Annotated in this window: 8 protein-coding genes; 7 read left to right on the plus strand and 1 reads right to left on the minus strand. The window is 56.1% G+C overall.

Annotated features, from left to right (window positions below):
* The first annotated feature begins 20 nt into the window (after positions 1-20).
* From AC5TBW_RS03470 to smc, 5 genes are read left to right on the plus strand one after another with little or no spacing between them, the layout of a single operon-like run.
* Positions 21-2,030 carry a heme lyase CcmF/NrfE family subunit gene (locus AC5TBW_RS03470; RefSeq protein ID WP_495510732.1) on the plus strand — a complete coding sequence of 670 codons (2,010 nt, stop codon included), beginning with the start codon at positions 21-23 and terminating at the stop codon, positions 2,028-2,030.
* Complete coding sequence (locus AC5TBW_RS03475) at positions 2,027-2,554, plus strand: DsbE family thiol:disulfide interchange protein (RefSeq protein WP_495510733.1); 528 nt, start codon at positions 2,027-2,029, stop codon at positions 2,552-2,554. The genes AC5TBW_RS03470 and AC5TBW_RS03475 overlap by 4 nt, the downstream gene beginning before the upstream one ends.
* Entirely contained in the window at positions 2,545-3,015 is a 471-nt protein-coding gene (locus tag AC5TBW_RS03480; protein ID WP_495510734.1) for a cytochrome c-type biogenesis protein, read from the plus strand. The genes AC5TBW_RS03475 and AC5TBW_RS03480 overlap by 10 nt, the downstream gene beginning before the upstream one ends.
* Positions 3,012-4,259, plus strand: coding sequence for a c-type cytochrome biogenesis protein CcmI (gene ccmI, locus AC5TBW_RS03485; protein WP_495510735.1), 1,248 nt, complete (start codon positions 3,012-3,014; stop codon positions 4,257-4,259). Before AC5TBW_RS03480 ends, ccmI begins: the two co-directional genes overlap by 4 nt.
* A 24-nt stretch (positions 4,260-4,283) precedes the next feature.
* Positions 4,284-7,778, plus strand: a complete 3,495-nt coding sequence (gene smc / locus AC5TBW_RS03490; RefSeq protein ID WP_495510736.1) for a chromosome segregation protein SMC — start codon at positions 4,284-4,286, stop codon at positions 7,776-7,778.
* A gap of 12 nt (positions 7,779-7,790) precedes the next feature.
* Here smc and AC5TBW_RS03495 read toward each other — a convergent pair whose 3' ends face one another.
* Entirely contained in the window at positions 7,791-8,960 is a 1,170-nt protein-coding gene (locus tag AC5TBW_RS03495) for a mandelate racemase/muconate lactonizing enzyme family protein (RefSeq protein WP_495510737.1), read from the minus strand.
* A gap of 98 nt (positions 8,961-9,058) precedes the next feature.
* Here AC5TBW_RS03495 and AC5TBW_RS03500 point away from each other — a divergent pair, with 98 nt between their 5' ends.
* Together AC5TBW_RS03500 and zipA are read left to right on the plus strand one after the other, a co-directional pair.
* Positions 9,059-9,928, plus strand: coding sequence for a LysR family transcriptional regulator (locus tag AC5TBW_RS03500; RefSeq protein WP_495510738.1), 870 nt, complete (start codon positions 9,059-9,061; stop codon positions 9,926-9,928).
* Positions 9,929-10,413: 485 nt separating this feature from the next.
* Positions 10,414-12,273, plus strand: a complete 1,860-nt coding sequence (gene zipA, locus AC5TBW_RS03505) for a cell division protein ZipA (protein WP_495510739.1) — start codon at positions 10,414-10,416, stop codon at positions 12,271-12,273.
* The last annotated feature ends 84 nt before the right edge of the window (positions 12,274-12,357 follow it).

Here is a 12,357-nt window from a genome sequence, read left to right on the forward strand (position 1 = left end):
AGTGCTAATTCGGAGCGCACATGCTGATTAAAATGATTCCTGAAATTGGCCACTTCGCCCTCATTATCGCGCTTTTGATGGCGATGGTGCAGGCAGTAATGCCGCTGGCCGGTGTAGCGACCCGCCGCCCCCTGTGGATGGCGTATGGTCAGCCCATGGCGGCCGGGCAGTTTCTGTTTATTGCCATCGCCTACGCCTGTTTGACCATCAGTTATATGCTCGATGACTTTAGCGTGGCAAACGTAGCCAATAACTCCAATTCACTGTTGCCGTGGTACTACAAGTTCAGCGCGGTATGGGGCAACCATGAAGGCTCCGTACTGCTATGGAGCCTGATGCTGGCAGGCTGGGGGTTTGCGGCCAGCCTGTTCACCGGCACGCTGCCGCGGGATATGGTCGCTCGGGTGATGGGCGTCATGGGCATGGTGTGTGTCGGGTTCTTGCTGTTCATCCTGATCACCTCTAATCCTTTTGAGCGCTTGCTCCCCGACATGCCCCAAGACGGGGCTGACCTCAACCCGCTGCTACAAGACTTCGGGCTAGTGGTGCATCCGCCGATGCTTTACATGGGCTATGTGGGTTTTTCCGTGGTCTTTGCCTTTGCGATTGCCGCTCTCATGGGAGGGCGCCTGGACGCCGCCTGGACTCGCTGGGCACGACCCTGGACGAATCTGGCCTGGGCGTTTTTGACCGTAGGGATTGCCCTGGGTAGTTGGTGGGCCTATTACGAGCTTGGTTGGGGCGGATGGTGGTTCTGGGATCCGGTCGAAAACGCATCGCTACTGCCCTGGTTAACGGGGACTGCGCTGGTGCACTCGCTGGCGGTGACAGAAAAGCGCGGCTCGTTTAAGAGCTGGACCGTGCTATTGGCGATCTCGACCTTTTCGCTGTCGCTGATGGGCACCTTCCTGGTACGTTCCGGCGTGCTCACCTCGGTACATGCGTTTGCCAACGATCCGGCCCGTGGCTTCTTTATCCTGATGCTGCTGGCGATTACGGTGACGCTATCGCTACTGATGTTCGCGCTGCGAGCGCCGAGGGTCAGCCATAAAGTGGGCTTTAACTGGCTCTCTCGGGATGCGCTGCTGTTGGTCAATAATATCTTTTTGGTCATCATGACGGTCACCGTTTTGCTCGGCACCGTCTATCCGCTGATTCTCGACTCCATGGGGCTTGGTAAAATCAGCGTGGGCCCGCCCTACTTTAATGCGCTGTTTGTACCGCTTACCGTGATGATGTGTATCTTTATGGGGCTAGGCTCGGTCACGCGCTGGAAAGGGATGGCAGCGCGTGACCTGGTCCGTAAACTTTGGTTGGCGGGCGTTGCTGCGCTGGTGGTGGGCATACTGATGCCGCTGCTGTACCGCGGTGAGTGGAACCTGTTTGTCTCCCTGGGGATCGTCTCTGCGCTATGGATTGTGCTACCGATGGTGCGCGATGTGTTTGATAAAACCCGTCACGCCAGCTCGTTCATCGCGGGGATACGCAAACTCTCACTCTCCTACTGGGGCATGGTGTTAGGTCATATTGGTGTGGCGGTAACGATTGTGGGTGTTGCGGTGGTTTCCAACTACAACATCGAACGCAACGTGCGCATGTCGCCGGGTACCACGGTAGAAGTAGCGGGCTATCAGTTCACCATGAGTGAGTTGACCGAGCGTCGCGGGCCTAACTTCCTGGCGGATACCTCGGTTATTCAGGTACAGCGTGGCGAGGACGGCAGTAGCTTCACCATGAGTCCGGAAAAACGCCTTTATCTCGCGACCGGTATGCCGATGACCCAGGTGGCCCTGCGTCCAGGGCTGTTCCGTGATCTGTATGTGGCCATGGGCGAAGACCTTGGCGACGGCAGCTGGGCGATGCGTGTCCAATACAAACCCTTTGTACGCTGGCTATGGCTGGGCGCCCTGTTAATGGCATGTGGCGGTGTACTGGCGGTGCTCGACAAACGCTACCGTCGGGCCTCAGTCGCCCGTGAAGCACCCCAGGCTGCCAGTAAAGCCGATTCATCGCAGGAGGCCGTGGTATGAAACGACGGCTACTGCTATTACTGCTGCCCGTAGGCTTTTTAGGCTTGGCACTGTTTTTTTATCAAGGCCTATCGCTGGATCCTTCGCAGCGTGATTCCGCGCTGATGGCGCGAGAGTTCCCGGCCTTTGAAGCCACCACGCTGCGCGATGAGAATCGTCGCGTGGATCAATCACTGCTGCAGGGCGACGTCACCCTGGTTAACGTATGGGGCGAGTGGTGCCCCTCGTGCAAGCAGGAAATGCCCCAATTGCTGGAGCTGGCCGACCAGAATATTCGGATGGTCGGGGTTAACTACCGCGATACCCGCGAGAAAGGCATGGAGTTTCTCAGCGAATTTGGTGATCCGTTTGAAGTGAATATTTTCGATCCAGAAGGCCAGCTAGGTTTTGACCTTGGCGTTTACGGCGCGCCGGAAACCTTTCTGGTCGATGCCGACGGCATCATTCGCTATCACCATAAGGGCTATGTATCGCCGCAAGACATCCGCGAACGAATCCTGCCAGAGGTGGAAAAATGGCGCTAATTCGTATCATTGCGGCATTAATGCTGCTGGTCATGGCATCAGGTGCAGTGGCGGGGGGGATCGAGCTACGCGAATTTGACGATCCGGTCATGGAGAAGCGCTACCGTGACTTAACCACCTCGATGCGCTGCCCGCTGTGTGAAAATCAGGCCATAGGCGATTCCGATGCCCCTATCTCAGGGGACATGCGCGAGCGTGTTTACCAACTGCTGCAAGACGGCCAGTCGGACATCGAAATTATTAATCATATGGTCCAGCGGTTTGGCGAATATATTCTCTATAACCCGCGTTTGGAGAACCGCACCTATCTGCTTTGGGGGCTGCCTATTGCGCTGGTGCTGCTAGGCGCGCTGGTGGTTGTGTTAATGATTCGTGCCCGCCGGAATGCCTCTGCTAAAGCGCTGAGCGCCGAAGAGCGCCAACGTATAGATGCGCTGATTAACCGTAAGAGGTCTTCATGACGCTGCTCTGGATTGCGATTGCCGTTTTACTGCTTCCCGCGCTGTGGCTGCTGGTCATGCCGCTAAGAAACGCGCGTCGATTACATGATCAACAATACGCTTTTGAAGCCAATGACACCTCTGCCGAGCAGAATGTGGCGATTTTTAAGCGTCGTTTAACGTCATTAGAAGCGGCGCGAGAGCGTGGCGAGATTGACGCCGAGCGCTTTGAAGAGGACCGGTTGGAGCTTGAGCGCAGCCTGCTGGAAGACACTGCCGTGCGCGAGCGCCGACCGCTCAAACCAGCAGGGGCGGGGCGCCTGGTGGTGCCTGTCGTTATGGTGGCTGTAGTGGTGGTCAGCGTGGTCTGGTATCAGCAACAGGGCGCCGAGGGCGACCTCGTGTTACTCGCCGTACAGCAAGAAGTGCAGAATGACCCCGAAGGCTCGCTGAGCATGTATATCGAGCGCATGGAAGAGCAGGCCGAGCGGCAGCCGGATAACCCAAACGTGTGGAGCGCGCTGTTTCCGGTCTATCGCGAAACTGGACAGATGCCCCAGGCCGTCGATGCGCTTGAACGCTTGATTGAAATTGAGGGCCGCATTCCTCCGCTGCTGGCTCAATTAGCACAAATCCGCTTCTTCATGGCCGAGCGAGAACTCACCGATGAAGTGCAGGCGTTGGTCGATGAAACGCTGGAACAGGATCCGCGCCAGCCTACCGTGTTGGGCATGTTAGGCATTCACGCCTTTGATAACGGTGATTATGAACAGGCCATTGATCGCTGGCGCCGTGCAGTCGCCAGTATCGAAGACCCTAATACCGCCGCCTCGCTACGTGATGGCATTCGCGTTGCCCAAGAGCGGATGGGCGTTACGCCGGAAGATGCTGCCGTGGAAGCAGCGGAGAGTTCAGGTGTGCGTGTGAGCGTCTCGTTGGCCGAAGACCTCGCCGATCGAGTTGACGGCAACGACACGGTATTTATTACCGCTCGCGACGTGGAAGGTGAACTACCACCGCTGGCCGTGGTGCAGGCGCAGGTGTCTGAACTGCCGATGACCGTGGTATTAGATAACAGCGTGGCCATGTCGCCCCAAGCGCAAATCTCTCAAGTGCGTGAAGCGCGTTTGGTGGTACGGGTGTCTCCCTCTGGCCAGGCAATGCCCCAGCCAGGGGATCTGTTTGGCGATCTTGAAGGTGTGAGCGTGGGACCGATTTCTGACGAGGAAGCCGCTGAGGTGGTCATTAACCGTGTCTTTGAATAAACGCAACGGGAACGCTGCCTAAGTATGCGCTTAACGTCGATTCGCTTAGTCGGGTTCAAGTCCTTTGTGGACCCCGTGACGGTCCCCTTCGATGGCAATATGACTGCCATCGTGGGCCCCAACGGCTGCGGTAAATCCAACATTATTGACGCCGTGCGCTGGGTCATGGGGGAGTCCTCCGCTAAAACCCTGCGCGGCGAGTCCATGGCCGACGTCATTTTCAACGGCTCCACTGGCCGAAAGCCGATCAGCCAAGCCTCCATAGAGCTCAAGTTCGACAATCGCGACGGCGGTATGGGCGGCGTTTATGCGCAGTATGCCGAAATCGTCGTTAGGCGCTTGGTAACGCGGGATGGGCAATCCAACTACTTCTTCAACGGTCAAAAGTGCCGTCGGCGCGATATCGCCGACCTGTTTATGGGCACCGGCCTGGGGCCACGCTCCTACGCCATTATCGGTCAAGGCATGATTTCGCGGTTGATCGAAGCCCGCCCTGACGACCTGCGTTCGACGCTGGAAGAAGCCGCGGGTATTTCCAAATACAAAGAGCGCCGCCGGGAAACCGAAAACCGCATGCGGCGCACCCAGGAGAACCTGGAGCGTCTGGACGACATTCGCGAAGAGCTGGATAAACAGCTAGAGCGTCTCAAACGTCAGGCCGAAGCGGCCAAGCGCTATCAAGATCTCAAGGAGCTGGAGTATCGGCTCAAGGGTGAGCTTGCGCTACTACGCGGGCGCACCCTGCGGGCGGAGCAGTCCCACCAGGAGAGCCGCGTTCGCGAGTTGGAAATCGCGGTCGAAAAAGATGTCTTCGGCGTTCGTCAGTGCGAAACCCGCTTGGAACAAGCCCGCGAACAGCACGACGAACTTTCTGAAGTGCTCGACCGCCATCAACAGCAGTTCTTTGAAACCACCACGCGCATTGCCCGCCTAGAACAAGACCAGGCCCACCGCCGTAGCCGTGAAACGCAGCTCGCTAACGATATTGCCACGGCTCGCCGCGAATTGGACGAGCAGCGCCGGGTGAGTGAAGGCGATCAGACGCGCCTTGCCGCGATTGATGAGCGCTTTGACGATCTGCTTCCCGAGCACGAAGCATTAGCGGAGCAGCTTGAAAGCCTGGAGCAGTCGCTAGCCGATGTGTCCCCCGCCTTGGAAGCCGCTGAACAGCAGTGGGCCGATGCCGAAACCCGCTGGCGGGATGCCAGCCGCGACGCGGAGCGGAGCCAGGATCAATTGCGCGACTTGGAGCAGCGCATTCAGCGGCTGCAAGCCGAAAATCAGCGTCGCCGTCAGCAACGCAGTGAGGTTGCCGACCTCACAGGGCTACGCGAAGAGCATGCCGTATGCGAAGCGCAATTAGCGGATGCCCAGCAGCAGGCGGAAGGCTTTCAAGCCCAGCGCGATCAATGGCAGCAGCGCTACGGCGATGCCAAGGCGGCCTACCAGCAGGCGACTCAAGCTCGGGATCACCAACGCGCTGAACTGAGCCAGCGTCAGGGGGAGCTGGCCTCGCTGCAAGCGTTGATTGATGCTGCATTGGTGGATCACGATCCTGCGATAGGCACGACCCTGGAAGCACATGGCTTGGCAGAGGCTCCCCAGCTGGGTGAGATGCTTCAAGTAGCACCCGGTTGGGAAGCGCTTACTTCCTGGTTGCTTGCGCCGTGGCTCAATGCACGCTTAGTCACTCGCCATCAGTTGGCGGCCTTGCCCGAGGCCTTAGCCACCGATTGGCGCTTGATTGATCAAACCTCACCAGCGCCGTCCACCTCGGGTCAGCGATTAGACAGTTTAGTCAAAGGCGCAGGCGCGCTGAGCGAGTGGTTAGCAAGCATTCACTATACGCAAACGGCCGAAGAGGCAGAGGCGCAGGTAGCGCATTTGGCGCCTGGTGAAAGCGTGGTGAGCCAGGATGGGGTTTGGCTGGGCCGTGGCTGGCTGCATCAGCAGGCCAACGGTGAAGGAATCGACGGGCTGCTGTTGACCCGCCGCCGCTATGCAGAGCTCTCTGCTCAGCGTGAAAGTGAAGAAGAGGCCTTGGCGCTGGCTGAAGAGCAGTGTGAGGCGGCCAGTGAGACGATTGAAGCGCTGGAGCAGGCTCGTGAACAGCAGGCCGAACAAGAGCGTGCCCACGCCACCACCCTGCAGCAGTTGGCGGTGAAAGAGCGCAGTTTGGCTCAGCGCTTGGAACACCTTGAGAGTCGCGCGACGGAACTCGATGAAGAGCTTGCCCAGCTACAACAGGATGAAGCAGAGTTAGCGCTTACTCTTGACGAGCAGCGCGCCCGCTGGCATGTAGCGATGGAACAGTTGGAGAGCACCGCCGAAGCACGCGAAACCAGTGCCGAGCAGCGCAACCGGCAGCGCGAGGCGCGTGATCAACTGACCCAGCAGCATGCGCCGCTCAAAGCGCAGCAGCAGGCATTGGCACTGGAGCGTGAACGCTTAAGTGCTGAGCGCGATAGCCTGCGCTCTCAGCAGGCGCGCTCCAGCGACTCTGAGGAGCGCCTCTCGCTGCGTATTGCCGAGCTTGAAGAGTCGCGGGAGATGTTACTCGAGCCCGACGAGCTGGCGGGGGAAGAGCTTGAAGAGCTGCTTCATCAGCGTGAGCAGCAGGAGGGGCGCTTAAACGAAACTCGTCAGCAGGCCCAGGCACTGGCAGAGCAACTGCGTAATGACGAACTTGCCCGCCAACAGCATGAACGTAATCTGGAACAGAGTCGCGAGCAGCTCCAACAGCGGCGTATGGACGTGCAGGCGCTGGCGCTTAAAGCCGCTACACAAGACGAGCAGCTAACGGAGCTTGGTCATAACGTCGAAATCCTTGCCGAACAGTTGCCTCATGAAGCGACGGAAACCCGTTGGCAGGAGCGCCTGGAAAGTACCACGGATAAAATTCGCCGCTTGGGGGCGATTAACCTCGCCGCCATTGAGGAGTACGACCAGCAGGCCGAGCGGCGAAATTATCTGGAGGCACAGCACGCCGAACTGACCGAGGCGCTGGAAACCCTTGAACGGGCGATTAAACGGATTGACCAGGAAACCCGCGTACGTTTCCGTGAGACCTTCGATCAGGTCAATGCCGGGTTGCAGGCGCTATTCCCCCGTGTATTCGGCGGCGGTGCAGCATGGTTAACGCTAACCGGCGATGATCTGTTGGAAACCGGCGTGGCGATTATGGCGCGCCCGCCGGGTAAGAAGAACAGCACCATTCATCTGCTATCGGGCGGTGAAAAAGCACTGACCGCACTGTCGTTGGTATTCGCGATCTTTCAGCTCAACCCTGCGCCGTTCTGTATGCTGGATGAAGTAGATGCGCCGCTGGATGATGCCAACGTGGGCCGTTACGCCCGGTTGGTGAAAGAGATGTCTGAAAACGTGCAGTTTATCTATATCACGCACAATAAGATTGCCATGGAAGCCGCCGAGCGCCTGATGGGGGTGACCATGCAAGAGCCCGGCGTATCGCGGTTAGTCTCGGTGGGTATTGAAGAAGCGGCAGCGCTGGTCGATTAAGCGCCTTCACCCTTAACTTTCACCAAGCGCGCGCATGACGGCATAAAGCTTCGACTTCGCTTCAAAACCCACGCCGGGAATGTCCGGCAGCGCCACATAGCCATTCTCCACCTGAATGCCGTCCGCAAAACCGCCAAAGGGCTGGAAAACGTCTGGGTAGGATTCGTTGCCGCCTAGCTGTAATCCTGCGGCAATATTCAGCGACATCTGGTGGCCGCCATGGGGAACCACGCGGCGCGAGGACCAGCCAAGTTCATCCATGACTTTTAATGTGCGCATATACTCCACCAAGCCATAGGAGAGTGCGCAGTCAAACTGCAAATAGTCGCGGTCGGCGCGCATACCGCCATGACGAAGCAAGTTTCTCGCATCCTGATGCGAGAACAGGTTCTCGCCAGTGGCCATGGGCAGCTCGTAGTGGTTGGCAAGCTCCGCCTGTAGGGCATAGTCGAGCGGGTCGCCGGCCTCTTCATACCAGAACAAGTTATAAGGCTTCAGCGCTTCGGCATAGGCGATAGCCGTTTCCTGGTCAAAACGACCATTGGCATCCACGGCTAGGCGGCTGCCGTCACCAACGACTTTGATCACAGCTTCTATCCGGCGCAGGTCTTCCTCTAACGGGGCCGCACCGATTTTCATTTTGACTACGTTATAACCGCAGTCCAGATAACTACGCATTTCATCTTGAAGCTTGCTGTGGTCTTTACCGGGGTAGTAGTAGCCCCCCGCCGCATAAACCCAGACTTTATCGTCTGCCTGCCCGTTCCGGTAGCGATCGGCCAGCAGCCGGTAGAGTGGCTTGCCTTCGATTTTGGCCACCGCATCCCACACGGCCATGTCGATTGTGCCTACCGCCACGGAGCGTTCGCCATGGCCGCCGGGTTTTTCGTTGGTCATTAAGGTTTTCCAGATCGCAAAGGGATCAAGATTATTATGTGCTTGATCAATAAGGCTTTCGGGGTCGGCTTCGCTAATACGGTCAAGAAAACGGTCACGCATTAGCGCGCCCTGGCCGTAGCGGCCGTTAGAGTTAAACCCATAACCAATCACAGGCTTACCGTCACGAATGACATCGGTGACCACCGCGACTACCGAACAAGTCATCTTGGAAAAGTCGATATAGGCATTGGCGATGGGGGACGCAATTGAAACGGTTTTCTCACGAATTTCAACGATACGCATGGTGTGGTCCTTAGTAGTCGGTAGCACCACATTAAGCGTGGTAATCCAGCGTCACCAATGCTATTACTTCGCCACCCCATGCTTAAACGGCATTGCTCATGGAACTTGTTTGGCTCGAAGACTTTATCGCCCTGGCAGAACACGGCAGCTTTGTTCGGGCTGCAGAAGCGCGTCATATCACTCAGCCGGCGTTTAGCCGCCGTATTCGCTCGTTAGAGCAGTGGATGGGCATAACGCTGTTTATACGCACGCCCCATGGCACCACGCTGACTGAAGCGGGTCGTCATATACAAGCCAAGGCGTTTGAAGCGACTGGCCGGCTTTACCGGCTGCGCGAGGAAGCGCAAGAGGTGGCCGGTAAAGCGGCGAAGACCCTCCAGTTCGCCGCCACCCACTCGCTCTCTTTTACCTTTTTTCCGCGTTGGATTCGCCAGGTCGAAAACGGCGCTCCAATAGAAGCTCTTCAACTCCACTCGGACAGCATGCTGGGCTGCGAGCAGCTATTGATGCATGGGAAGGTACCTTTTTTGCTTTGCCATCGTCATCCAGGCGTTCCTTCCTTGATAACTTCTGAGCATTTTGTTACTAAAAAAGTGGGTGAAGATACCCTCATTGCACTGATTAGCAGTACCGCACACCAAGCCACCCCGTCTCATCAATTGCCCTATTTGGCCTATACAACAGCCTCGGGGCTTGGGCGTATTGTGGCGCACCGTTTATTTGGTAATGAAGGTGTTTTGGCGCCTAAGCCTCAGTTTAGTAGCCACTTAGCCGCAGTGTTAATGTCGATGGCATTAGAAGGAAAAGGCGTGGCTTGGTTGCCAAGGAGTCTTGCGGAGCAAGAGATTAGCGATGGCCGGTTAGTACGCGCACTTGATCAAGATTGGGATATTACGGTAGAAATTCATCTTGCCCGACCGGTAGCCCCTGTCAGTGCGACGGCAGAAGAATTTTGGGCGAGACTGTAACTTTAAACAGCAGTTTATTGATCATAGAGTGGTAAACATTACGCTCAATGCGTAAAAAAATTTCCTAAAGCGCTCAACTTAACTATATTACCCTATTAATATTGGGTATAAGGTTGTTATGTGGCTTATAGATGGATCTTGTCAGAAGGGTATGATTAGCACGTTTAGTTAGCAAGTGGTTGAAACGTTACTTCTCATCCCAGGCGTATAAGCGGGGGTTCTAGCTTTCATGATTGTTTTATAAAACCCTTTAAAAGACAAGATCAAAAGCTGTGGCACTTTTGTGTGGAGTTAAGGTCGAATTTTTGCCCTGATCGGCTTTAATAATAGGTTCAAAAGCGTGAAAATCACCTAATTATCAGCAAAAATTGGCCCTTTTCATAGCATTCGCGCTATGCTTGGTGGCAAGTAATTATTAAATAGCAGTTACCCATATTTAGGCATGGTGCCTTAGCAACCGGCAAGATGACCATGGAACGTTCGACATGGAACTAAGAGAGTGGCTAATCATTTTAGGGCTGGCGTTGGTATCGCTCATCGTTATAGACGGTGTGCGTAGACTTCAACGGCAGCGTCGTGTACCCCGTTTGGATCAGGCGGGTCAGGATCTTTCAGTTGGAGATCCCGATGAGGCTGCTAAAGCAGCAGAAATCAATTGGGAACTTCCCAACGGGGGAGCCCGGGTTGTTAAGCCTGCTGACTATAGTGGCTTAGGCAGTAAACCAAAATTAGAACGTCAAGAGCACCCTGGACCTTCCAGGGTGCTTTCTGAGTTTAGGCGTTCTGCGTCTGCCAAAGCAGCCAAGCGTAAAGCGGATAAAGCAGAGTCAATTGCTAAATCGCAATTAAAGGCAGCTGAAAAATCAGCGCCGCCTGTGACTACTACCGCACAGGCGGCGACCACTTCGCCGTCCATGCCGACTGAGCATGAGCGTCGTGAGCCAAGCATCACCATGGCCAATACTTCACAGGCTGACGTTGGAAATACCAGAACGCCACCGGCAGCAAACGCTCAGTCCGATAGTGCAGAACATGGTGCAGAACAATATACCAATGCTAATACAGCGTTTAGCCCAACAATGGCTAATGCTCATGTTGACGCCGCTGAACCTGCTCCTGCCGCGTCTGCACAAGAACCAGCAGTGACAATGAAAGAAGAGCCAGTGACCCGTGAGGCGACTACTTCGCCCGACTCTTTCTCAATCAGCGCAAGCGACACTGATACTGAAACTGCCGCTCAACCGTCTTATAACGCTGAGTCGGTACTGCGCGCTGAGCCTGAAGATGCCGTATTTGCTAAACACGCGTCCAGTGATCACTCGCCTAAACGACGTCAGTTACGCTCTGACACCGTAGGCGAACACGACGAGCTGGATGATGACGAAGTGGACGAGTATCGACTCGTTGATTTCGAAGGCATGGGTCGTTCGCTGAAACGTCGTTTGATTGAGCGGCGCAAAGTGAAACAGCGTAAGAAAGCTGAAAAAGCAGTACGCGACAAAGCGTTGGCTAAGCAGAAGGCCGAACGCAAAGCGTTGGAAGCCGAGCAGCGCCGTGCAGCGAAAGAAGCGGCTGATGCAGAGCGCGCTCGCCTTGCACAAGAGAAGGCTGAGGAGCGTGAAGCGGCGGCCAACGCGGCGGCGGCAGACAGGCTCGCTACCCAGCAGCGCATGGCGGATGATGAAGCACGCCATGTTGAGCTTAACGCCCATGCCGCCAGTGAAGAGTCCCATTATGATGAAGACTATAATGCAAACTTTGATGAAGGCGCCGATTATGCCAGCGACACAGCCTATGATGATCGGGCTGCTGACGAGAGAGTGCGCGCCCATCCGACGTTAGAAAAAGCCTTACGTCACGATGTGAGCGGCGAGCACGCTAAGGAGACGCTCTCCAGTGCTGAAGAAGTCGTGGTGATCAGCGTTCTTTCCCGTGACCCCGAAGGCTTCGACGGCAGCAAGCTGCTTGAACTCATGATGGTATGTGGCTTGCGCTACAGCCGTGCCATGGGTATTTTCCACCGTTTTGAAACCGAGAGTGAAGACAGCGAACTCCAGTTCTCAATGGTTAACGTGGTCAAGCCGGGTACTTTCCCCATTGAAGAAATGGGTGAGTTCATGACCCCTGGCATCACCCTGCTAATGCCGTTGCCAGGTGCGGTAGATAGCTCTGCAGCGTTTGAAGCCATGGTCGAAACCGCAATGGTACTGGTGCGTCATATGGGCGGCGAGTTGAAAGATGAAAACCGCAGCGTCATGACCGCACAAACGATTGAGTTCGCCCGTCAGCGGGTGCGTGAATTTGAACGCCGCCATCGCCTGCATCGGCATATGCAAGTCCGCTAAGTAACATCTGCTGTTCAACACCCGCCTTCTTGCCAGAAGGCGGGTGTTTTTGTTCAATACAGACTATTTTTTGTTCGCTCGATG

This window comes from Vreelandella sp. ssv (genome assembly GCF_059448525.1).

Excerpts from the sequence above, each read along its gene's own strand:
- ccmI (WP_495510735.1), top strand. The coding sequence starts at position 3,012 with ATGACGCTGCTCTGGATTGCGATTGCCGTTTTACTGCTTCCCGCGCTG.
- AC5TBW_RS03470 (WP_495510732.1), top strand. The coding sequence starts at position 21 with ATGCTGATTAAAATGATTCCTGAAATTGGCCACTTCGCCCTCATTATC.
- AC5TBW_RS03495 (WP_495510737.1), bottom strand. The coding sequence starts at position 8,960 with ATGCGTATCGTTGAAATTCGTGAGAAAACCGTTTCAATTGCGTCCCCC.
- AC5TBW_RS03475 (WP_495510733.1), top strand. The coding sequence starts at position 2,027 with ATGAAACGACGGCTACTGCTATTACTGCTGCCCGTAGGCTTTTTAGGC.
- zipA (WP_495510739.1), top strand. The coding sequence starts at position 10,414 with ATGGAACTAAGAGAGTGGCTAATCATTTTAGGGCTGGCGTTGGTATCG.
- AC5TBW_RS03500 (WP_495510738.1), top strand. The coding sequence starts at position 9,059 with ATGGAACTTGTTTGGCTCGAAGACTTTATCGCCCTGGCAGAACACGGC.
- smc (WP_495510736.1), top strand. The coding sequence starts at position 4,284 with ATGCGCTTAACGTCGATTCGCTTAGTCGGGTTCAAGTCCTTTGTGGAC.
- AC5TBW_RS03480 (WP_495510734.1), top strand. The coding sequence starts at position 2,545 with ATGGCGCTAATTCGTATCATTGCGGCATTAATGCTGCTGGTCATGGCA.